Source organism: Enterobacter soli ATCC BAA-2102 (assembly GCF_001654845.1).
GTDB classification, from domain to species: Bacteria; Pseudomonadota; Gammaproteobacteria; order Enterobacterales; family Enterobacteriaceae; genus Enterobacter; species Enterobacter soli.
This window is the reverse complement of the sequence record NZ_LXES01000040.1, coordinates 143,989-165,535: the sequence shown is the minus strand read 5'-3', so window position 1 is coordinate 165,535 and position 21,547 is coordinate 143,989. Positions and strand designations below refer to the sequence as shown.

Genomic DNA, 21,547 nt, shown 5'->3' with positions numbered 1-21,547 from the left:
TCTTGGGTCAGAACGACAATAACCCTACTTCTGAGGCACGTATGATACTGGATACCTTCACTCTTTCTGGAAAAGTGGCCATCGTCACCGGGTGCGATACCGGGCTTGGACAAGGCATGGCCGTTGCCCTGGCTCAGGCCGGGTGCGATATCGTGGGGGTAAACCGAAAAATTCCTGAAGAAACGGCCGCCCGGGTCACCGGCCTCGGCAGACGTTTTTTGGCGATCCGGGCCGACCTCGGCAAGCAGGAAAGTCTCCATGACGTCGTCGCGAAAGCGGTTGCAGAGATGGGGCGCGTCGATATTCTGGTGAATAACGCGGGCACCATCCGCCGTGAAGACGCGCTTTCCTTCAGTGAAAAAGACTGGGACGAGGTCGTTGACCTGAATCTGAAATCAGTCTTCTTCCTTTCTCAGGCGGTCGCCCGGCAGTTTATTGCCCAGGGCCAGGGCGGTAAAATCATCAACATTGCCTCCATGCTCTCGTTCCAGGGCGGCATCCGTGTTCCCTCTTATACGGCCTCGAAAAGCGGCGTGCTTGGCATCACTCGCCTCCTGGCAAACGAATGGGCGGCTCAGGGGATTAACGTCAATGCCATTGCGCCAGGTTATATGGCCACCAACAATACGCAGCAGTTACGTGATGATGAGCAACGCAGCCAGGCGATCCTGGACCGTATACCTGCGGGGCGATGGGGATTGCCCGACGATCTGCAAGGCCCGGTGGTATTCCTGGCATCACCGGCATCAGACTACATTAATGGCCACACCTTAGCCGTTGATGGTGGCTGGCTCGCGCGTTAACGTAGTTTTGTGACAAAGAGTTACACCGTCACCTCTTCCGCCCACTGTATAAAAACCCTATACTGTATGAATTGACAGTTTCCTGGGTTTTATCATGACGGCGGAAGGCCACCTGCTTTTTTCTATTGCTTGCGCAGTGTTTGCCAAAAACGCTGAGCTAACGCCCGTGCTGGCCCAGGGTGACTGGTGGCATATTGTGCCTTCAGCGGTGCTCACCTGCCTGTTACCCGATATTGATCACCCTAAATCATTTCTTGGACAGCGGTTGAAGTGGTTTTCCAAACCCATCGCCCGGGCGTTTGGTCACCGGGGATTCACTCACAGCCTGCTGGCCGTGTTTGGTCTGTTGACCCTCTTCTATTTAAAGGTTCCTGAAAGCTGGATTGTGCCCGCAGATGCCATTCAGGGCATGGTGCTCGGCTATCTGAGCCATATTCTCGCCGATATGCTGACCCCTGCGGGTGTGCCGTTACTGTGGCCGTGCCGCTGGCGGTTCCGCCTGCCGATTCTGGCACCACAGAAAGGTAACCAGCTGGAGCGCGTTTTATGTATGGCGCTTTTTGCCTATGCCGTGTGGATGCCGCAAACCTTGCCCGAAAATGGTGCAGTTCGCTGGTCTTCCCAGATGATCAATTCGCTGCAATTTCAGTTCAATCGATTTATTAATCATCAAATAGAACATTAAAGCCGCAAAATAAGCGTATTTGTCATAACCCATTCCATTTGGATATAAGCGCTACATCACACTTCTGCTAACCTTGCGCCAACAGGTTCGGTAAAACCGACCACATAATAAATCAGGAGAACGGGGATGAACTTTCCACTCATCGCGAACGTCGTTGTGTTCGCTATTTTGCTATTGCTTCTGGCTCAGGCGCGTCACAAACAGTGGAGCCTGGCGAAGAAAGTACTGGTCGGTCTGGGTATGGGGGTCGTATTTGGTCTGGTATTACAGGCTATTTATGGCTCAGATAATCCGGTACTGAAGGACTCTATTCAGTGGTTCAACATCGTGGGTAACGGCTACGTACAGCTGCTACAGATGATCGTGATGCCGCTGGTGTTTGCTTCCATTCTGAGTGCGGTTGCACGTCTGCATAACGCCACTCAGTTAGGTAAAATCAGCTTCCTGACCATCGGTACGCTGCTGTTCACTACGCTGATTGCCGCACTGGTGGGCGTTCTGGTAACCAACCTGTTTGGTCTGACCGCAGAAGGTCTGGTGCAAGGCTCTGCTGAAACCGCGCGTCTGGCGGCCATTCAGTCTAACTACGTAGGTAAAGTCGCCGACCTGACTGTGCCACAAATGGTGCTCTCCTTCATTCCGAAGAACCCGTTTGCTGACCTGACCGGTGCGAACCCAACCTCTATTATCAGCGTGGTTATCTTCGCGGCATTCCTGGGTGTGGCAGCGCTGAAGCTGCTGAAAGACGATGCCCCGAAAGGTGAACGCGTTCTGACGGCTATCGATACCCTGCAAAGCTGGGTCATGAAGCTGGTGCGTCTGGTAATGCAGTTAACGCCTTACGGTGTACTGGCCCTGATGACCAAAGTCGTTGCTGGCTCTAACTTGCAGGACATCATTAAGCTGGGTAGCTTTGTGGTTGCCTCTTACCTGGGTCTGGGCATCATGTTCGTGGTGCATGGCATCCTGCTGGGTGTGAACGGCGTTAGCCCGCTGAAATACTTCCGCAAAGTATGGCCGGTACTGACATTTGCCTTTACCAGCCGTTCCAGCGCAGCATCCATTCCGCTGAACGTTGAAGCGCAAACCCGTCGTCTGGGTGTGCCTGAATCTATCGCCAGCTTCTCTGCGTCCTTTGGCGCCACCATTGGTCAGAACGGTTGTGCAGGCCTGTACCCGGCAATGCTGGCTGTGATGGTTGCCCCTACTGTGGGTATCAACCCGCTCGACCCCGTGTGGATTGCAACGCTTGTGGGCATTGTCACCGTGAGCTCCGCAGGTGTTGCTGGTGTGGGCGGTGGTGCTACCTTCGCCGCGCTGATCGTACTGCCTGCGCTGGGTCTGCCGGTCACTCTGGTTGCGCTGCTGATTTCCGTCGAGCCGTTGATTGATATGGGCCGTACCGCACTGAACGTGAGCGGCTCCATGACCGCGGGTACGCTGACCAGTCAGTGGCTGAAGCAGACTGACAAAGCGGTTCTGGAAAGTGAAGACGACGTGGAACTGGCGCACCGTTAATCACTGCTGAATTAAAAAAACCGCCTGATGGCGGTTTTTTTATAGCTGTTATTCTTCAACCTCTTCATCCTGGCGGGTCTGTACCGCCCAGCGCTGCGCCGATTCCGGCACCGTAAACGCAGGGGAACGACGGAAGTGTTCGCCGATCAGCACAAAGGCCACGTATTTACCCCGTAGCTGCCAGACATCGCGAAAACCATCCACTTTCAGAGCATGGTCAGGCGGAGCGGGTTCAACGCGGGGCACATAGCTAATAACCTGGCGGTTTTGTTGACGAAGAGGTTTCATAAGAGACTGGTTCACTAAAGCAAATTCTGGAAACAGGAAAATTCTATGATAGCCGATCCTTCCCCCACGCGTCGCGCCTTCCATGCTTTACGCCGCTTCTTTCGTTAACAATAGCATCTGAAAACTCTGAGTTCGCCAGCCACCTCATCACATTGTTCTACCCTTAATAAGGTTTTTAGCAATGAATAAAGGAGACGCGTGCAATGTCGAACAAAGATAAAACACATCAATCACCCATTCATGGCACTGAAGAATCTCAACCGGGCATGGACTCACTCGCACCTGCGGATGGGTCGCATCAACCTTCCCCCGGCCTTTCAGCCCCAGGCGAACAACCTACGGCATCAGGAAGTCTGAAATCCCCGGATACGGGGAATGAGAAGCTGAAATCGCTTAACGCTCAGCGCAAAAACGGCGAAGACTTTGCCCTCACCACCAATCAGGGGGTACGTATCGCCGATGACCAGAACTCCCTGCGCGCAGGGACGCGTGGGCCAACCCTGCTGGAGGACTTTATCCTGCGGGAGAAAATAACCCATTTCGACCACGAGCGGATCCCGGAGCGGATTGTTCACGCTCGCGGTTCCGCTGCACATGGATATTTCCAGCCCTATAAAAGCCTGAAAGCGATCACCAAAGCGGGCTTTCTTTCCGACCCGGAAAAAATCACGCCAGTGTTTGTCCGTTTCTCCACCGTTCAGGGTGGCGCAGGTTCAGCAGACACGGTGCGCGATATCCGCGGGTTCGCGACCAAGTTTTACACCGACGAGGGCATTTTCGATCTGGTTGGCAATAACACCCCGATATTCTTCATTCAGGATGCGCATAAATTTCCTGACTTTGTCCATGCGGTAAAACCTGAGCCCCACTGGGCCATACCGCAGGGACAAAGCGCGCACGATACGTTCTGGGATTACGTCTCTCTGCAACCCGAAACGCTGCACAACGTCATGTGGGCAATGTCGGACAGAGGCATTCCTCGAAGCTTGCGCACGATGGAAGGGTTTGGTATTCACACCTTCCGCCTGATTAACGCCGAAGGTAAAGCCACCTTTGTGCGCTTTCACTGGAAGCCTGTTGCGGGCAAAGCCTCACTGGTGTGGGATGAAGCCCAAAAGCTGACCGGGCGTGATCCGGACTTCCACCGCCGTGAACTGTGGGAATCCATCGAAGCGGGAGATTACCCGGAATACGAGCTTGGACTTCAACTGATCTCGGAAGAGGACGAATTCAAATTCGATTTCGATCTGCTGGATCCGACCAAGCTTATTCCCGAGGAGCTGGTTCCGGTGCAACTGGTCGGCAAAATGGTGCTCAATCGCAACCCGGACAATTTCTTTGCCGAGAACGAACAGGCGGCATTCCACCCAGGGCATATCGTCCCCGGACTCGATTTCACCCATGATCCTCTGTTACAGGGGCGTCTGTTCTCTTATACCGATACCCAAATCAGCCGTCTTGGCGGGCCGAATTTCCACGAGACCCCGATTAACCGGCCGACCTGCCCGTATCATAATTTCCAGCGTGACGGGATGCATCGCCAGGATATCGATACTAATCCGGCGAACTATGAGCCAAATTCAATCAACGATAACTGGCCGCGTGAAACCCCACCGGGCCCGCAACGCGGCGGTTTTGAGTCTTATCCGGAGCGTGTTGAAGGGACAAAAATCCGAGAGCGAAGCCCATCGTTTGGTGAATATTATGCGCATCCTCGCCTGTTCTGGAAGAGCCAGACCCCGATTGAGCAGCAACATATTATCGCTGCCTTTAGCTTTGAACTGAGCAAAGTCGTGCGAACTTACATCCGCGAGCGCGTTGTTGACCAACTGGCGCATATTGATGTTCAGTTGGCTCATGGCGTTGCCGATAAGCTCGGCATTACCCTGAGCGACGAGCAGCGCAATGCCGTACCGCCAAAAGACGTCAACGGGCTGAAGAAGGATCCATCCCTCAGCCTGTATGCGGTGCCAGGCGGCACGATTAAGGGTCGCGTGGTGGCTATCTTGCTGAACGACAAAACACGTGCCAGCGACGTGCTGGGCATAATGCAGGCGCTCAAAACGAAGGGCGTGCACGCTAAACTACTTTATTCTCGTATGGGGGAAGTGAACGCCGATGACGATTCAGTGCTGCCAATTGCCGCAACCTTTGCCGGTGCGCCTTCCCTGACCGTGGATGCGGTAATTGTGCCTTGTGGCGATATCAACAGCCTGCTCAACAACGGTGATGCCGTTTATTATCTGCTGGAAGCTTATAAGCACCTGAAACCCATCGCCCTTGCGGGCGAAGCGCGCCAGTTTAAAGCGTTGTTAAAGGTGGCAGATCAGGGCGAAGAAGGGATTGTCGAAGGCGATAACGTCGACGATGCATTTACGACGAAGCTGTTTGAATTGCTTGCCGCGCACCGCGTGTGGTCGCGCAGCAGTAAAATTGACCGGATACCGGCGTAAAAAAGCCGGGTGGCGCTTGCGCTTACCCGGCCAACATTTCGACTGGTTTTGTAGGCCCGGTAAGGCGAAGCCGCCACCGGGCTTTTTTACTCACAGATCCCTGAACGTCCCCAGACGATACCCGCGCTCGGCAATCGCATATTTCAGCGACGCCGACGTCAGGACATCCAGCTCCGCCAGGCGTGGCCAGCAGTAGGCGCTCTTGCGCACGATGTTGTCGACAAACGCAGGATGCGCCATCACCTCTACCGAGAGTTCACCGCGCGCGACAGAATCATCCAGCACTTTCAGAAACAGTGCTTCGCTAATTTCATCACCGTAAAACGCGCTACTGAAACCGTCGGTCGTTGCCGCAGAAGATAACAACAGCCCGTGCAGCGCCTGCACTTCACGATCCACGCGCATCGCCACCCCTTTACGTTGGGCAAAATCCGCAACAATCGGGAAAATTGCCGGGATCATATGCACGTGATGATGGCTATCAATGTGCGTTGGCTCACGACCGAAGAGATCGACAAAACGGTTGAACTGACAATCCAGTTCACGGGTAATTTCCTCGAGTGGCAAGGCATTCTGCTCGGCCATTTCCCAAATCCATTTACCCAACTGTCCGTCGCGTGTCAGTCCCGGCATCGGTGAAATCGGCATCCCGAGCGTGAGGACAAAATGCATCCCCACGCCCAGCTCCGGAACTTCACTGCTCAGCGCTGCCGCATGGTCAACCGCCTCGCCGTTGACAAGCGTCGTGGTCGAAGTCACCACACCCCGACGACAGGCTTCAATGATGCCGTAGTTCTGCCCTTTCGACAGGCCAAAATCGTCGGCATTTACGATCAGCAGGTTTTCCATCGCTCTCCCTCTTAACGGTGGTTGAACTTCAGTTTCTCAACCGTTGCAGCAAAGTTTGGCAGCCATTTTTCATGCGCCAGGATCATCTCGCTCGCCAGCTGTTCTGCGTCACGATCGGAATGCACCAGCGGGCTCAGGTTCAGCGCCAGCAGGACATCATTCAGCTCGCCGCTCAGTGCCGCGTTGCTTGCCGCCACTTCAAACCCTTTGATGGTATGGATAAGTCCCATCACTTTGTCATCAAAGTGAGTGATACGCGGATGCGGTTTCGCGCCATCGCGACCCAGGATGCAGGTCATTTCAACCGCCCAGTCAGCCGGGATGTTGTCGATGTGTCCGTGGTGCGGCACGTTGACGTAGTGCTCGGCCTGTTTGTCGTTGTAGATAGCGTTGATCACTTCACAGGCCGCATCTGAATAGTACGCCCCGCCGCGCTGTTCCAGCTCTTTTGGTTTCACGTTCAGGTTTGGATCTTTGTACAAATCAAACAGTTGTTTTTCAACTTTCTGCACGACCTGCGCGCGTGCTCCGCCTTTATAGTACTCGCCCATTTCGATGGCCAGCATCTCTTTCTGCTTGAAGTAATAAAGCAGATACGAACATGGCAGCAGGTTCAGGGAACGGATCAGCCCTTCACTGAACGGCAGATCGAAGATATTTTTAACCGATGCCGCGGTCAGGCGACCGGAAGCTACGCCGTCGAGCAGTTCAGCAAAGCGCGATTTACCGTTAACAATCACATCCTTGATAAAGACCATGTGGTTCAGGCCGAACAGATCGATGGAGAGATCGTCGCTGTCGCTCAGTTCCAGCACGTCGCGGATAAACATTTTCATGCCGATAGGAATGTTACACACGCCGATAAAGCGTTTAAAACCGGTGTGACGATAGACGGCTTCGGTCACCATGCCGGCCGGGTTGGTGAAGTTAATCACCCACGCCTTCGGACAAATTTCTTCCACATCTTTGATGATGTCGAAAATCACCGGAATGGTACGCAGACCTTTAAACAGACCGCCCGCACCGTTAGTTTCCTGGCCCAGATAACCGTGGCTCAGTGGGATGCGCTCGTCCAGTTCGCGGGCTTTCAGCTGGCCTACTCGCAGCTGCGTCGTCACGAAATCGGCATCTTTCAGTGCCAGACGGCGATCCAGTGTTTTATGCACGGTTAACGGTACGCCCGCTTTTTCGACCATGCGCTTGCACAGTTCGAAAATAATATTCAGCTTCTCTTGCCCTTCTTCTACGTCCACCAGCCATAATTCGCTGACCGGCAATTCATGATAACGTTTCAGAAAACCTTCGAGTAATTCCGGGGTATAACTGCTGCCGCCGCCAATGGTTACGACTTTTAATTTCTGTTGCATAATATCTCCCTTAACGTATCAGGTTAACCGCCTGCAAAGTATAGCGCTCTCGTCCCGCTATTTTGGGCAAGCAATTACGTCAATATTTCTGGCGGATAATACCGCCGATAGTCAATTAATTACCGTCAAACTTTTCCGGTAACTGTTAGGCGTGAATGAGGTGAATTTTTTAAATGTTTTAATAAACAGGCTGGGACTACTGTAGCCGGACTCATAAGCAATGTCGGTTACGGAGTAGTTGGTAATTTCCAGCTGTTTTTTGGCAAAGTTAATGCGGATCTCATTAATAATTTGCACCGGTGTCTTACGATAATAACGCTGAGTTGCCCGGGTTAAATATTCCTGAGATTTTCCTGACAGCGTCACCATATTCTCCAGCGCATTGTCACTGAACTGGCCTTTATCGTGCATAAGCTCAACGGTGCCACGTAACCACTGTGGGATATCGTCAATCACTTGCTGCTCTTCACGATGGTGGCGCAGGCGATTCATCACGTAAAAGGTTACCGTTTCAATAAACTCATCGAACTCATTGTCACGGAAGTTAAGCGAGGCTATGACCGTTTCTATCCAGGTCATAAACTCATTTTTAACGCGATACACCTGCGACGCCACAAAGCAGAACGGCACCAGCGGCAGATAGTGTTTCTCAAAGAAGCGTTTGCTGACGCCGACATTGAGGATCCGCGTTGCGCCAAATTCGTAAAAGCTCTGGTGGTAAGAACCCATCGGCAGGAAGACAAAATCACCACGCTCCAGCAGGACACGCTTACCGTTAATCTCCTGGTAGTAACGTCCGGTCAGAACAATAGTGAACTCGTAGTAGTCATGCTGGTGCAAGCCACTGGCGCTCTCCGTCTTGTTGTAAATAACCACGTGAAAATTCTTGCCATTAAACAGTTGCTGCTCAAGTGCGGTTTTAATTTCCATCGTGCTGACCTCCTGCTTACGGCTCTGACTTAGTGCATTTTTTCGTGAAGCTCGATTAACTCAGCCACCAGCTCGCGCGCCAGCATCGAGGTCATCAGGTGATCCTGGGCATGAACCAGCACCAGACTCACTTTCATTTTCCCTTCGCCCTGGTCGCCTTCGATGAGCTTTGTCTGTACAAGATGCGCTTCATTCAGTGCGGTACGGGACTGATCCATCATGGTTTTCGCTGCGGCGAAATCGCCCTGCTTAGCCTGTTTGAGTGCGGCATAAGCCAGGCTGCGTGCTTGTCCGGAATTGATGATAAGGCCCATCACTACTTCTTCCAGATCGTTCTCTTCGGTTTCTTCAGCAACGATACTATCCAAATCTAACATCTTTTAGCTCCTTTTAGCTGGCGCGGGTTGCCCCGCGCCGGTCAAACTTAGAATTTCAGTGAGAGGGCAATATCCTCTTCGCTCTCTTCTTCATCGATGATGGTTGCAGCTTTGTTCGCAATCGCCACGAACGGCATGTAAAGCAGTGTTGCAATCCCGAGGTTGAATATCGCCAGCAGGAAGGCCGCGATGCTACCGTTGGTGTTGAAGAACGCACCCAGACCTGCCGGCATTGTCCACGGAGCAATGTTGGTGATTGGCGGGATAATACCCAGGTAATACGCCGTCAGAGTAATAGCGGCCAGCAGCGGCTGAATCAGGATGAACGGAATGAACATTACCGGGTTCATGATGATTGGCAGACCAAACAGAATCGGCTCGTTAATCTGGAAGATGCCTGATGGCAGCGCCAGCTTCGCAACCTGACGGTAGTCAGCGCGACGAGAGACAATAAAGACCGCGATGATAAGACCCAGCGTAGCCCCTGTACCACCCAGGAAGATATAGGAGTCAAGCATCGGCTTCGCCCACACATGGAAGGTTTTACCGGCTGCCAGTGCCGCATCAACGGAACCGTACTGCTGGTAAAGCGCAACGTTTTCCAGTGCCCACGGGGTCATGATGCCGCTGTCCAGCGCTGCCAGTGCCAGTGAACCATGCACGCCGAAGAACCACAGCAGAGAAGTGAAAATCACGTACGCCCAACCGACCACGCCACCCATCGACGCCAGTGGCGTAGAGATAGAGTCCATGATGATCTGGTGGAAGTTTGTACCCCAGTGAGAAAGCGCCCAGGCAATAATCCCCATGATGGAGAGAATAATGAAGCCTGGAATCAACGCGGAAAATGAACGGGAAACAGATTCAGGAACACTGTCCGGCAAGCGAATAACCCAGTTACGGCGGACAATAAAAGTGAACATCTCTGCAACCACCAGACCGATCACAATACCGGAAATAATGTTTGCACCACCCAACCAGTTAGCGCCTACAGCATACGCTTCGCCCACGCTGTAAGGGGTAACGGTCATAAAGGCAGCAACGGATAATAAGCCCGCTGCCAGCGGATCCACTTTACGCTCTTCTGCCAGCGCCATCCCGATAAAGAATGGCGCCATCAGCGACATAATACCCAACGTACCGTTGTATACGTTGCCGCCGATGGCTTTAAAACCATTAAGGGTTTCAATTGTAGAAGCGTCTAACCGAATTCCTAATGAATAAAAGAAGGAACCTTCACCAAAGCTCAGAAAAACGTTGTTAATTAAAACGAACATTGCCCCAGCCAGCGTCAACGGCATTAATTTAATAAAACCGTTTTTGATGGCATTAACGTGAGGCTGCTTTCCTATTTTAACAGCAAAAGGAAGGAGTACCTTTTCAAGTGAAGCGATGACTTTACTCATAGGAAAATACCCTTAAATGCCGCAACTCATGTTACGGCGTATTGTGTGTGAAATAACTCTTTGACGGGAAAAATAAAAATTAATTAGCAGCTTTTTTAATTGCTGCAACAGCAGCTTTCAATACACCTAAACCATCGATCTTGCCGTACAGCCCCGAGTCGATAACTTCGACCGGTTTATTTGGTAACAGACGTTGAATTTCTGGCAACATGTAAGCGATTTGCGGCCCTAACAGGACAACATCGGCACTCTGGCCCTTTTCACCCGCCAGCGTTTCAGGAAACGCTTCAATCACCACAGGGACTTCATATTTTTCAGCCTGCGCACGCATCTTGGAAACCAGCAGCGAGGTTGACATGCCCGCAGAGCAGAACAGGTAGATATGTTTCTTTTCCATAGTAACTTCCCTCTTTTTTAACCACCCGACGTCGCGTTCTCACTCGACTCGCTATCCCGGCTGACGGATGGTTTGCTTACCATTGTTTGTCGTTGGAGTGAGTATACGCAATGGTACAGAGAGGGGATAATTCTGAACAGACTCAAATTGTCTCTCATTGACCTGGCTTGTTGACTACCTTCACATTTCGGGTAAATAATTCGCGCAAAGAAATAAGATTTCCATATACATAAAAAAACCGGCCATCTGGCCGGTTTGTTAACATCCTCAGGCAAGCAGGGTTACTGCGCCTTAGGTGCCTGCGGATCGGTATCGTATTCGGCACAGGTCTGATAACCGGAATTGATCACGTGTCCAGTATCATCCAGTGCAACAAAGTAGGTTTCAGCCTTACCATCCCGTTGACCCAGGATATATGTCTGGCAGGTACCTTTTGCATGGATCATCGTAATCTCAGAAGAAGGTTTACCGGCAATCGCAGCAACCTGCGAACGCGTCATGCCTTTTTTGACATCTTTAACTACGGGCTGTGTGAACTGATCTTTGGTGCGATCGTAAGCTGTACACCCTGCCAGCATAGTCAGAACCGCCGCTGCACTTAGAATTCCTGCTACATTCTTGTTCATATTCCGTCCTCTTGTATTTCAGCGTGTTACCTAAGCATGGGATAAAAAGTACTATTGTTCAACTTTGTGAGTTTCGCCAGAGGAATTTCGGAGGATTCCGCTAAAACAAAGATAACCTGCTAAATCGCCGTAAATTCCCGCACTCAAAACTGTGATCCTTGTCGTTTTACGCCCAAAGGGTTAGTTTTAACAGATCATACATTCTGTTTAGTTCTGCATATGGAGGGCGTAATGGCTCTGCAACAAGAGATTATTCAGGCGCTTGGCGTCAAGCCAGCGGTCGATGCACACGAAGAAATCCGCCGTAGCGTCGATTTTTTAAAATCCTATTTAAAAACGAACCCTTTCCTGAAGTCACTGGTACTGGGCATCAGCGGTGGTCAGGATTCCACGTTGACCGGCAAACTGTGCCAGCAGGCTATTTCAGAACTGCGTGAAGAAACTGGAGACGTTGCGCTGCAATTTATTGCGGTGCGCCTTCCGTATGGTGTGCAGACCGATGAACAGGATTGCCAGGACGCCATTACCTTTATTCAGCCCGACCGCGTGCTTACCGTGAACATCAAAGGGGCGGTGCTGGCAAGTGAACAGGCGCTGCGCGAGGCAGGTATTGAGCTGAGCGATTTTGTCCGTGGTAACGAAAAAGCGCGTGAGCGTATGAAAGCACAGTACAGCATTGCGGGTATGACCAAAGGCGTCGTAGTCGGAACGGACCATGCCGCAGAGGCCGTTACCGGCTTCTTCACCAAATATGGTGACGGTGGTACCGACATTAACCCTATCTTCCGCCTCAACAAGCGTCAGGGTAAGCAGTTACTTGCCGCGCTCGGTTGCCCGGAACATTTATATAAGAAAGCCCCTACAGCCGACCTGGAAGACGATCGCCCTTCTCTGCCGGATGAAGCCGCGCTGGGTGTGACCTATGAAAACATCGATGATTACCTGGAAGGTAAAACGCTGGATGCAGGTATCGCGAAAATTATCGAAGGCTGGTACCTGAAAACCGAGCACAAGCGCCACACGCCGATTACGGTGTTCGACGATTTCTGGAAGAAGTAGCCACCTTTTGCCGGGTGAGTAAAAACGCCACCCGGCAATCCTCCCTGAACCACAGCCTCTTTTTTAACCACCCCACACCTGCTAGACTGTATACATAAACAGTATCCGGAGTGCTATGTGAGCAGGCGTCAATCTGCCCCGCGTCTTGAGTTTGAAGCGGCGGCTATTTATGAATATCCCGAACATCTTCGCCCCTGGCTTGAAGCGTTACCGAAACAGCCAGGTGTGTATCTCTTTCACGGTGAAAGCGACACCCTGCCACTGTATATCGGCAAAAGTGTTAATATTCGCAGCCGGGTTATGTCCCATTTCCGTACGCCGGATGAGGCGGCAATGCTTCGCCAGTCCCGGCGGGTCACCTTTATCCGGACGGCTGGCGAGCTGGGGGCACTGCTGCTTGAAGCCCGCCTGATTAAAGAACAACAACCGCTTTTCAATAAACGCCTGCGCCGCAACCGCCAGCTCTGCTCTTTACAGGTTATCAACGGCAAGCCGCAGGTGGTTTACGCACGCGACGTCGATTTCGCGCACACGCCCAACCTGTACGGCCTGTTTGCCAGTAAACGCGCTGCGCAGCAAACGATGCAGACGCTGGCTGACGATCTCCAGCTCTGTTACAGCCTGCTGGGGCTTGAAGCCACAACCAGAGGCCGCGCCTGTTTTCGCTCCGCGCTGAAGCGCTGTGCCGGAGCCTGCTGTGGAAAAGAGAGTATTGCGGATCACCAGGCACGATTTCTTGCCGGGCTGGAGGCTATCAGCATCACCTGCTGGCCGTGGGAAGGCGCCATTGCGCTAAAAGAAACCGGGGATGAAATGACACAATATCACATCATCCACAACTGGCTATGGTTGGGGGCGGTCGATAATTTAGACGACGCGACAACATTACTGCGCATACCCGCCGGATTCGATCACGATGGCTACAAAATTCTCTGTAAACCATTATTCACCGGCGAGTATGAGGTTATTTCACTCAGTGGCCTGCCAGCCAGATAATCTCGCCAAACAGCAGCGTGCCTTCGGATTCAAGCAGGCGCAGGGTATGCGTGCCGTCATCCCAGCTGGCGCCCTGATCCGCCGTCAGCAGTTTATCGCCAAGCTGCCAGGCACCGCTTAGCACAAACGCCACACCGCCACGTGAAGCAAAGGTGGTGAAGGTCCGGTCGGCCACACGCACTTTCGCTTTACAGCGATCCCGACGGGTCATGACGTTGAAGTCCATCGACATCTGGCCATCACTGAGCAGAGCCTTCACCGGCAGATCGCCTGTGAAGCTAAAGGGCTGGTGGTGCTTCAGGGTATGGCAAAATGCCTGACCGGCATCCAGCGTCACTTCCCCACCTTCCAGCAGGGTAATGACCCGGTCGACCCCCGGGAAAGACGAGAATTCGCCGTTGCTGGCGATAGTTGCAATACTGGCGCGCCAGGAAAAATCGCGCGTCGCGGGAGGAAAACAGCAAATTTCACGTGTCTCGCCGGCACCATTGCGCCAGAGACTGACCGGCATTTTACGGATATCAAAGAACTCCATCACCACTCCTGAAAGGCACAACATGTGCCAGGGCAGCAATATCACTATCGCTGCATTCTTGGTTGTTATCGTTGGGAACTCACAGACGTATTATCGGCAGCAGAACACGCAGGCCTTAGACGGGCGTAAAGAAAAAAATAACGCCATGACTCTGCTGAACATTCTCTGGAGCGACTACAGGAGGATACCGCGCTTCTGGCGGCAGACAAGTGGCTGTAAAAGAAAAAACCGCCGGTCCTGTCCACAGCGTTTGCGCTTTTGTGGACAGGATCCCGGCGGTCTTAAGGTGTTGAACCGATTATTCGGTTGGTGCTGGCATTTTACCTTCCGGCGTCGGGCGTTCTGTCAGACGCTTCTCAAAATTGGCATTAAATTGTTTTTTCTGTTCCGGGGTCAGAATGTTGTAGATCTTGTTCTGGGTTTCCATGCGAGCCAGCATTCCTGCTTTGTGCTGCTCAGCCATTTTGTCGATCTGCGCTTCGGCTTTTGCTTTATCGAAGCTATCGCTGGCGATGATGTCATGCATCGCGCGGCGTTCTTCCAGCGGCGGACGTTTCATCTGGTCACGCTGGCTTTTCATGATGTCGCGAACCTGCTGTTTCTGTGCATCAGTCAGGTTCAGATCTTTAAACATCATGTCGTGGTGCATCCCCGGCTTGCCTTTATGATGCATCATCATTTTGCCTTCAGTTGGCGCGGCAGTCGTGGTGGTCGCGGTATCTGCGGCGAATGCCATGCCGGTAGCGCCCAGAGCCAGGGTAGAAGCAACAAACAGTGCAGTTAACTTACGCATAATTTATTTCCTTACTTTCAGTTATTCTTCGGCGCTATGCCGTGTTGACGAGATTAACTTTACGGGGTTTATCGTCAATAAGTCAGAGCAACGGTAAAACAATGAAAGTGTAAAAAACAAATTTTCGCCAAATGTGGAGGAATTAAGGATAAAGCGTGGAGAGTTGAAACGAAAATATACAACACCTTGATTTTAAAGAGATTATGAAGGAGTATATAGAATCGATGATTATTTTAAAAGCAAATAACCAGGAATAATCTGCAAAAAACGGCACTCCGCAATAATAGCTAAGAAAATAAGTTTGTTAGGGTCAGAGAAAATAAACATTCAGGACTGCGGCCCTCCGCCTGCTGTCGAGGGCCGCGACGGTATTAACTGATTTTTTCCAGCATCAGCCCTGCCCGTAGGCCAAACGCAACGGAAGGGTTTGGAAACAGCACATACTCTGTTTTTTCATGCACTTCATAACGCTCATCGCCATCCTCTGCCAGTAAAACCCCCTGACGAAACGGCGTGAAGTTCAGCGTATGTGCGGCCATGTGCAGCTGGAACGCATCGCTGCGCCGCGTGATCTGTTGCACCACCCGATAGCGCTCAACATGTTCCAGACAATGTTCTGGTAAAGTTCCCCCCAGTAACGCCCGCAGCGCCAGATGCGTAGGGGCAAAACGTGAGAGGTCGTTCTGCCCGAACGGCAGCGCTTTGCCCAGCTCCAGCGTACAGGCCAGCGCGCCGAAATTGTCGCAGGTGAAGTGGGTAAATGTACCGCCGGGTGACTGATGGAATACCAGCGCCTCCAGGCCCGCATCGCCCAGCCAGGCCAGGAATGTCTCATCCCACGGCTGATTACGCTGCGGTAAAACGCCAAATCGCACGTGGTATGAAGCGCGGATCGCCGTATGCAGATCGAGATGCCAGCGGTTTTCCCCGGCAGTGGCAAAAAAATCTGACACGACATTTTCCAGCCACTGCGCGCGGTCGGTTTCATCACTTTGCGGGAACTGCGACCAGCGGCCACCAAACATCCGGTTAATGTCACTCACGACATAACGTTTGTTTTGCGCCAGCGCCTTCGGGTTTCCCAAGACCACTAGCAGCCTGCAATGCAGGGCGACATCACCGCGATACAGCGCGTGTAACAGCAAATCGACAATCTCAACCGGCGCAGTTTCATTGCCATGAATTCCGCAGGAGAGCACCAGCGACCGCTCGCTGACCTCAAACGGCGTCAGTTCAAGCACGCCCCGCCCCAGCCATCGCCAGTGGAACGAGGGGCCGTCACCTTCATGCTGCTCGGGTGTTTCATCCGCCAGCGTCAGCGCCAGTAAATTCTCCATAACGCCTCCTTTAACGCTGGAACGGGTAAACAGAGCCCAGTTGCAAAATAGTGGTGAGGTCATCCAGCGCCTCACGCCCTTCACGCAACAGTTGTGGGTCTACCAGATCAGCCTGCGTTAGCCTGTCGCGGTAGTAGCGATCCACCCAGTTGTTCAGGGTGTTAAACAAGGTTTCATTCATCATCACCGCAGGGTTAACCGCCTGCATCTCCTGCTGGGTTAACACCACGCGCAGACGCAGACATGCGGGCCCACCACCATTTGCCATGCTTTCGCGCAGGTCAAAGACCCGCAATTCATCGATAGGATTATCCGCCTTCACCAGTTCGCTCAGATAACGCCACACACCGGCGTGATTGCGAGACTCTTGTGGCAGCACCAGCACCATACTGCCGTCATCCCGGCTCAACAGCTGACTATTAAACAGGTAGGTTTCTACTGCATCCTGCACGCTTACCGCATCTGTTGGCACCTGCACTGGCATAAAGCCAGGCACGCGTTCATGCAGCGTGGCCAGGAGTTTGTCCTGATGCGCAAACGCCTGTTCATGGCAGAACAGCACCTGGCGGTTAGATACCGCAATCACGTCGTTATGGAACACGCCCTGATCGATAACATGCGGATTTTGCTGGGCAAAAATCACCTGCTGCGGGTTAACCTGATTCAGACGTGCTACCGCCTGGCTTGCCGCCAGCGTCTGACGAGCGGGATAACGAGACGGCGCCGTACTGCCCCCCTCTTCACGCCCGTATATAAAGAGTTGCAGGCCCGGTTCCCCATAGTCGCCGCCCAGACGATTGTGGTTAGCAGCACCTTCATCGCCAAACATCGCCACCTGCGGCAGCGCCGGATGCACGCTAAAATGCGCATCATTACTGAAAATAGCGCGCAGGACCCGCTCGGTGGTTTCTGCTTCAGTGGCGCGATGGAATTTGTTGTTCAGGTTTGCAACGGTCAGGTGCACTTTACCATCCAGCGTATCCGCTGATGGCGCGACGGTTGCGGCATTCGCCACCCACATCGAAGACGCGGAACTGGCCGCAGAGAGCAGAGAAGGCACCTGAGTTCCGGCTTTCTCTATCACCTGCTCATCAGTGCCGCTGAATCCCAGCTGACGCAATACTGGCACATTCGGGCGCTCCTGCGGCGGGATCACCGCCTGCGGGAACCCGGCATCTGACAGCGCTTTCATTTTCAAAAGCCCCTGCTTCGCCGCCAGCTTCGGGTTAGAAACCTGAAAACGGTGCTTTGTCGAGGCTTCATTACCAAACGACAGCCCGGCATAGTGGTGCGTAAGCCCCACCAGCCCGTCAAAGTTAACCTCACGCGCTTTCATGACCATTCCCCTGCGTAAAATCCAGACCCGGGTTCAATGTTTCCGGCAGCGTCAGCGCAGGCGTTTCGAGGCTAGCCATCGGCCACGCGCAATAGTCTGCGGCATACCACGCGCTCGCACGGTGGTTACCCGACGCCCCCACGCCACCAAACGGCGCGGTGCTTGCTGCACCGGTAAGCGGTTTATTCCAGTTCACAATCCCGGCTCGCGCTTCCAGCAGAAGCTGGTCAAATTTTTCCCGATGCGGGGAAATCAGCCCGCTCGACAGTCCGTAACGGGTGTTATTCGCCATCGCAATGGCGCTGTCAAAATCGTCATAACGCCAGACGCACAGCAGCGGGCCAAACACCTCTTCATCCGGTACGTTGCTCGCACCGCTCATCTCAATAATGCACGGCGTTAGCAGCGAAGCACCCGCCTGCACCTGTTTCGGCTCCAGCAGCGTTTTTGCCCCACGAGCCACATGATCCTGCCAGGCTTTCAGCACATTCAGCGCAGCCTGCTCGGAGATCAATCCGCCGATAAACGGTTGTGGATCGGCATCCCATTTTGCGGGCGTGAGACGCGCAGTAACCTCAACCAGACGTTTCAGGAACGCATCACCCTGCGCGCCACGTCTTACCAGCAGACGACGCGCACAGGTGCAGCGTTGCCCGGCGGTAATAAAGGCGGACTGAATAGTGAGATGCACTGCCGCATCGATGTCATCAGGATCTTCAACAATCAGCGGGTTGTTACCGCCCATTTCCAGCGCAAGGATTTTCTCCGGCTGCCCCGCCAGCTGGCGATGCAGCTGATATCCGGTTCCGGCGCTGCCGGTAAAGAGCAAGCCGTCGATATCGCTAAGCGCACTCAGCGCCTGCCCGGTTTCACGTCCACCCTGAACCAGGTTCAGCACGCCAGGCGGTAAACCAGCCTGTTCCCAGAGTTTGACCACGGCTTCACCGGTCAGCGGCGTTAACTCACTGGGTTTAAAAATCACACTATTGCCCGCCAGCAATGCTGGCACAATGTGTCCATTTGGCAGATGGCCCGGGAAGTTGTACGGCCCAAACACCGCCAGCACGCCGTGCGGACGATGGCGCAGCGTGGCCGCACCATCCGGCATCTCTGTCTGTTGCTCACCGGTACGGGTATGGTAAGCCTTCACCGAAATGGCGATTTTATTGATCATCGCCGTGACTTCAGTGGCGGCTTCCCAGCGCGGTTTACTGGTTTCCGAAGCAATAATGCGCGTCAGCTCAGCTTTATTGGCGTCGAGCAGTGCGGCAAATTTCTCAACGACCGCCTGGCGCGCGGTAAAAGGCTGTTTGGCCCAGGCCGGGAATGCGCGTCTGGCCGCCGTACATGCCTGTTCCACCTGCGCGACACTGGCATCGTTCCCCTGCCACAGCACCTCTTTGCCCACCGGGTTGGTTTTAACGCGTTGTTCACCTTCGCCCGTAACCCAGTCACCATTAATCCATAAACTCATGCTGTTTTCTCCTCAGGGCAGAGTCTTACCAGGCGAACCGTGTCGCCGGCATTACATTTCAGGGCATCCAGTTGCGCAGGCGTCAGCACCAGACGTTCACATTTCGGGTTGGTGTGGACCAGCATGGCGCGGAAATTGTCATAGTGCTCGTTGGCAACCAGGCAGGCTGGCCACTCACCCGGCGCGGGCTGGCCTTCAGAAACGCCCACGAGGCGGCTTTTGCGGATCGCACGAACCCGGTCGATATCGCACTCAAGCGTTGGCCCACCGTCGAAGATGTCCACATAGTTGCGGTAGCGGAAACCTTCTTTCTCAAGCACCGCTCGGGCAGGCGCAGTTTGCGGATGCACTTCACCGATCACCGCCTGCGCTTCGGGGCTTAAGAAATGGGTATAGATAGGATGTTTAGGCATCAGTTCGGCAATAAAGGCTTTCTGCCCGGTGCCGCACAGGTAATCCGCACGGCTAAACTCCATCGAGAAAAAGCGCTCGCCCAGGCTTTCCCAGAACGGGGAATACCCTTTGTCATCGATAACACCACGCATCTCGGCAACCACTTTTTCATTAAAACGATCGCGAAACGCGGCCATAAACATAAAGCGCGATTTCGACAGCAGATACCCGTTGCCCTCTTTGCGCCAGGCCGGATCCAGAAACAGGGTACAAAGTTCGCTGGCCCCGGTGTGGTCATTACAGAGAAAGAGCGTGGGCAACGCGTTATAGACGTTCAGTTCTTTCGATGCATGAACCATGGTGCCAACACGGTAGTTGTACCACGGGTCGTTTAGCCCAACCGCCACTTCGATCGCGCAAATCCCGGCAACGGTTCCCGTTTCAGTATCTTCCAGCACGAACACATAGCCCTGTTCGCTTTTTGGCAACGTCCCCTGCCAGGTATGCAGGGCGCGCTCAATGCGCGCCGACAGCGTTTTTTCATCAGCAGGAAGCGAGGTCAGCCCGCCTCCCGTCTTTCCGGCAAGCAGCATGAGCCCGGCGAGATCGCCGCGCTCAACGGGACGGATGACCATCATGATGACACCCCGGACTTCACATGTTCACAGGCCAGCGCAAAACGGTCTAAACCGGTTTTAACCTCTTCTTCGCTGACGATAAGCGCAGGGGCAAACCGCACCACGTTAGCACCGGCAATCAGCACCATCACGCCCATTTTTGCTGCTTCCTGTGAAATAAGTTTAGCTTTTCCGGCAAATTCCGGCGTGAGTTCGCAGCCAATTAACAGCCCCAGACCGCGGATCTCTTTAAACAAGCCCGTCTTGCTGTTGATAGCGTTCAGACGTTCGACAAACCAGTCATGGCGCTGCTTCACGCCATTAAGCACTTCTGGCGTATTGATGATGTCCAGCACCTGTCCGGCCACAGCAGAGGCCAGTGGGTTACCGCCGTAGGTGGTCCCGTGGGTGCCCACTGTCATCACGCTGGCGAATTTATCGGTGGTCAGCATCGCCCCGACCGGGAAGCCGCCGCCCAGCGCTTTAGCGGTAGAGAGTACGTCCGGCGTCACGCCGTAGTGCATATAGGCATACAGTTCGCCGGTACGACCGACCCCGGTCTGCACTTCATCGAAAATCAGCACGGCGTTATGACGATCGCACAGCTCACGCAGCCCTTGCAGGAAGGCTGTTTGCGCCGGAAGCACGCCGCCTTCGCCCTGCATCGGCTCAACAATCACCGCACAGGTGGTATCGTCAATCAGCCCAGCGGCCGATTGCAGATCGTTGTAAATGGCGTGGCGGATATCCGGTGGCAGTGGTGCAAAGTCCTGGGAGTAGGACGGCTGACCGCCCGCACTCACCGTGAAGAGCGTGCGGCCGTGGAAGGCGTTCTTGAAGGCAACAATCCCGCTCTTATGCGCGCCGAATTTATCGTGGGCATATTTACGCGCCAGCTTCAGTGCCGCTTCGTTGGCTTCCGCCCCGGAGTTACAGAAAAAGACTTTTTCTGCGAAGGTGGCATCAATCAGTTTTTTCGCCAGACGCAGCGCAGGCTCGTTGGTATAACCGTTACCTGTGTGCCAGAACTTCGCCGCCTGATCGTTCAATGCCTGACGCAGCGCCGGGTGCGCATGGCCCAGCGCGTTTACCGCAATCCCACCCGCAAAGTCGATATACTCTTTGCCCTGCTGATCCCACAGGCGCGAGCCTTCCCCACGAACCGGAATAAAAGCCGCCGGAGCGTAAACCGGCATCATCCATTCATCGAAATTTTCACGCGTAATTGACAGAGACATAGCGACCTCATCCGGTAAATAAAAGGTTGTTTAAATGTTAAATAATTGAGTGTTTGCACTGTGAATGTAG

The 21,547-nt window shown here is 53.5% G+C and carries 20 protein-coding genes and 1 pseudogene; 6 read left to right on the top strand and 15 right to left on the bottom strand.

Going from position 1 to position 21,547, the window contains the following annotated elements; genetic code table 11:
* Window positions 1–41 precede the first annotated feature (41 nt).
* The 3 genes from kduD to M987_RS14685 all read left to right on the top strand — a co-directional run bounded on the left by kduD (window position 42) and on the right by M987_RS14685 (window position 3,006).
* The gene (gene kduD, locus M987_RS14695) at window positions 42–803 is read left to right on the top strand and encodes a 2-dehydro-3-deoxy-D-gluconate 5-dehydrogenase KduD (RefSeq protein ID WP_014069892.1); all 762 of its coding nucleotides are present in this window, start codon (window positions 42–44) and stop codon (window positions 801–803) included.
* Between the two features lie 94 nt (window positions 804–897).
* Window positions 898–1,488 (top strand): metal-dependent hydrolase, encoded by a 591-nt coding sequence (locus M987_RS14690; protein ID WP_014069891.1) that lies wholly within the window; start codon window positions 898–900, stop codon window positions 1,486–1,488.
* A 126-nt stretch (window positions 1,489–1,614) separates the two neighbouring features.
* Window positions 1,615–3,006 carry an L-cystine transporter gene (locus tag M987_RS14685; RefSeq protein WP_014069890.1) on the top strand — a complete coding sequence of 464 codons (1,392 nt, stop codon included), beginning with the start codon at window positions 1,615–1,617 and terminating at the stop codon, window positions 3,004–3,006.
* A gap of 48 nt (window positions 3,007–3,054) precedes the next feature.
* On the opposite strand, the gene cedA is transcribed toward M987_RS14685, so the two are convergent.
* The gene (gene cedA / locus M987_RS14680) at window positions 3,055–3,309 is read right to left on the bottom strand and encodes a cell division activator CedA (RefSeq protein ID WP_071881293.1); all 255 of its coding nucleotides are present in this window, start codon (window positions 3,307–3,309) and stop codon (window positions 3,055–3,057) included.
* 188 nt (window positions 3,310–3,497) lie between these two features.
* On the opposite strand from cedA, the gene katE reads away from it, so the two are divergent.
* Window positions 3,498–5,747 (top strand): catalase HPII, encoded by a 2,250-nt coding sequence (gene katE, locus M987_RS14675; RefSeq protein WP_014069888.1) that lies wholly within the window; start codon window positions 3,498–3,500, stop codon window positions 5,745–5,747.
* A gap of 90 nt (window positions 5,748–5,837) precedes the next feature.
* Here katE and chbG read toward each other — a convergent pair whose 3' ends face one another.
* From chbG to osmE, 7 genes and pseudogenes are all read right to left on the bottom strand, one after another.
* Window positions 5,838–6,596, bottom strand: a complete 759-nt coding sequence (chbG, locus tag M987_RS14670) for a chitin disaccharide deacetylase (protein ID WP_014069887.1) — start codon at window positions 6,594–6,596, stop codon at window positions 5,838–5,840.
* 11 nt (window positions 6,597–6,607) lie between these two features.
* Entirely contained in the window at window positions 6,608–7,963 is a 1,356-nt protein-coding gene (locus tag M987_RS14665) for a 6-phospho-beta-glucosidase (RefSeq protein ID WP_014069886.1), read from the bottom strand.
* A 111-nt stretch (window positions 7,964–8,074) separates the two neighbouring features.
* Window positions 8,075–8,905: pseudogene (gene chbR / locus M987_RS14660) on the bottom strand (transcriptional regulator ChbR); the annotation flags it as partial.
* 17 nt (window positions 8,906–8,922) lie between these two features.
* Window positions 8,923–9,270 carry a PTS N,N'-diacetylchitobiose transporter subunit IIA gene (chbA, locus tag M987_RS14655; protein ID WP_014069884.1) on the bottom strand — a complete coding sequence of 116 codons (348 nt, stop codon included), beginning with the start codon at window positions 9,268–9,270 and terminating at the stop codon, window positions 8,923–8,925.
* Window positions 9,271–9,317: 47 nt separating this feature from the next.
* Window positions 9,318–10,676, bottom strand: coding sequence for a PTS N,N'-diacetylchitobiose transporter subunit IIC (gene chbC, locus M987_RS14650; protein ID WP_014069883.1), 1,359 nt, complete (start codon window positions 10,674–10,676; stop codon window positions 9,318–9,320).
* Between the two features lie 79 nt (window positions 10,677–10,755).
* Window positions 10,756–11,073 (bottom strand): PTS N,N'-diacetylchitobiose transporter subunit IIB, encoded by a 318-nt coding sequence (gene chbB, locus M987_RS14645; RefSeq protein ID WP_014069882.1) that lies wholly within the window; start codon window positions 11,071–11,073, stop codon window positions 10,756–10,758.
* Window positions 11,074–11,354: 281 nt separating this feature from the next.
* A complete protein-coding gene (osmE, locus tag M987_RS14640; protein WP_014069881.1) occupies window positions 11,355–11,699 on the bottom strand; it encodes an osmotically-inducible lipoprotein OsmE in 345 nt (114 codons plus the stop codon).
* A 231-nt stretch (window positions 11,700–11,930) separates the two neighbouring features.
* Here osmE and nadE point away from each other — a divergent pair, with 231 nt between their 5' ends.
* On the top strand, window positions 11,931–12,758 hold the full coding sequence (nadE, locus tag M987_RS14635) for an ammonia-dependent NAD(+) synthetase (protein ID WP_014069880.1): 828 nt from the start codon (window positions 11,931–11,933) through the stop codon (window positions 12,756–12,758).
* Between the two features lie 117 nt (window positions 12,759–12,875).
* On the top strand, window positions 12,876–13,754 hold the full coding sequence (gene cho, locus M987_RS14630; protein ID WP_014069879.1) for an excinuclease Cho: 879 nt from the start codon (window positions 12,876–12,878) through the stop codon (window positions 13,752–13,754).
* Here the strand turns inward: cho and ves are convergent.
* From ves to astC, 7 genes are all read right to left on the bottom strand, one after another.
* Window positions 13,732–14,289 carry an environmental stress-induced protein Ves gene (gene ves, locus M987_RS14625; RefSeq protein ID WP_014069878.1) on the bottom strand — a complete coding sequence of 186 codons (558 nt, stop codon included), beginning with the start codon at window positions 14,287–14,289 and terminating at the stop codon, window positions 13,732–13,734. The two genes, cho and ves, sit on opposite strands and share 23 nt — an antisense overlap.
* A gap of 298 nt (window positions 14,290–14,587) precedes the next feature.
* Entirely contained in the window at window positions 14,588–15,082 is a 495-nt protein-coding gene (gene spy / locus M987_RS14620; RefSeq protein WP_014069876.1) for an ATP-independent periplasmic protein-refolding chaperone Spy, read from the bottom strand.
* A 371-nt stretch (window positions 15,083–15,453) separates the two neighbouring features.
* Complete coding sequence (gene astE / locus M987_RS14615) at window positions 15,454–16,419, bottom strand: succinylglutamate desuccinylase (protein WP_014069875.1); 966 nt, start codon at window positions 16,417–16,419, stop codon at window positions 15,454–15,456.
* Window positions 16,420–16,429: 10 nt separating this feature from the next.
* Complete coding sequence (gene astB / locus M987_RS14610; protein WP_014069874.1) at window positions 16,430–17,755, bottom strand: N-succinylarginine dihydrolase; 1,326 nt, start codon at window positions 17,753–17,755, stop codon at window positions 16,430–16,432.
* Complete coding sequence (astD, locus tag M987_RS14605; protein WP_014069873.1) at window positions 17,742–19,229, bottom strand: succinylglutamate-semialdehyde dehydrogenase; 1,488 nt, start codon at window positions 19,227–19,229, stop codon at window positions 17,742–17,744. The genes astB and astD overlap by 14 nt, the downstream gene beginning before the upstream one ends.
* Window positions 19,226–20,260 (bottom strand): arginine N-succinyltransferase, encoded by a 1,035-nt coding sequence (astA, locus tag M987_RS14600; RefSeq protein ID WP_014069872.1) that lies wholly within the window; start codon window positions 20,258–20,260, stop codon window positions 19,226–19,228. The genes astD and astA overlap by 4 nt, the downstream gene beginning before the upstream one ends.
* Complete coding sequence (gene astC / locus M987_RS14595; protein ID WP_014069871.1) at window positions 20,257–21,477, bottom strand: succinylornithine/acetylornithine transaminase; 1,221 nt, start codon at window positions 21,475–21,477, stop codon at window positions 20,257–20,259. The genes astA and astC overlap by 4 nt, the downstream gene beginning before the upstream one ends.
* Window positions 21,478–21,547 lie beyond the last annotated feature (70 nt).

Coding starts and splice junctions, on each gene's coding strand:
- M987_RS14685 (WP_014069890.1), top strand. CDS start 1,615: ATGAACTTTCCACTCATCGCGAACGTCGTTGTGTTCGCTATTTTGCTA.
- spy (WP_014069876.1), bottom strand. CDS start 15,082: ATGCGTAAGTTAACTGCACTGTTTGTTGCTTCTACCCTGGCTCTGGGC.
- chbG (WP_014069887.1), bottom strand. CDS start 6,596: ATGGAAAACCTGCTGATCGTAAATGCCGACGATTTTGGCCTGTCGAAA.
- astB (WP_014069874.1), bottom strand. CDS start 17,755: ATGAAAGCGCGTGAGGTTAACTTTGACGGGCTGGTGGGGCTTACGCAC.
- astA (WP_014069872.1), bottom strand. CDS start 20,260: ATGATGGTCATCCGTCCCGTTGAGCGCGGCGATCTCGCCGGGCTCATG.
- chbA (WP_014069884.1), bottom strand. CDS start 9,270: ATGTTAGATTTGGATAGTATCGTTGCTGAAGAAACCGAAGAGAACGAT.
- M987_RS14665 (WP_014069886.1), bottom strand. CDS start 7,963: ATGCAACAGAAATTAAAAGTCGTAACCATTGGCGGCGGCAGCAGTTAT.
- astE (WP_014069875.1), bottom strand. CDS start 16,419: ATGGAGAATTTACTGGCGCTGACGCTGGCGGATGAAACACCCGAGCAG.
- osmE (WP_014069881.1), bottom strand. CDS start 11,699: ATGAACAAGAATGTAGCAGGAATTCTAAGTGCAGCGGCGGTTCTGACT.
- nadE (WP_014069880.1), top strand. CDS start 11,931: ATGGCTCTGCAACAAGAGATTATTCAGGCGCTTGGCGTCAAGCCAGCG.
- astC (WP_014069871.1), bottom strand. CDS start 21,477: ATGTCTCTGTCAATTACGCGTGAAAATTTCGATGAATGGATGATGCCG.
- astD (WP_014069873.1), bottom strand. CDS start 19,229: ATGAGTTTATGGATTAATGGTGACTGGGTTACGGGCGAAGGTGAACAA.
- ves (WP_014069878.1), bottom strand. CDS start 14,289: ATGGAGTTCTTTGATATCCGTAAAATGCCGGTCAGTCTCTGGCGCAAT.
- katE (WP_014069888.1), top strand. CDS start 3,498: ATGTCGAACAAAGATAAAACACATCAATCACCCATTCATGGCACTGAA.
- chbB (WP_014069882.1), bottom strand. CDS start 11,073: ATGGAAAAGAAACATATCTACCTGTTCTGCTCTGCGGGCATGTCAACC.
- M987_RS14690 (WP_014069891.1), top strand. CDS start 898: ATGACGGCGGAAGGCCACCTGCTTTTTTCTATTGCTTGCGCAGTGTTT.
- chbC (WP_014069883.1), bottom strand. CDS start 10,676: ATGAGTAAAGTCATCGCTTCACTTGAAAAGGTACTCCTTCCTTTTGCT.
- kduD (WP_014069892.1), top strand. CDS start 42: ATGATACTGGATACCTTCACTCTTTCTGGAAAAGTGGCCATCGTCACC.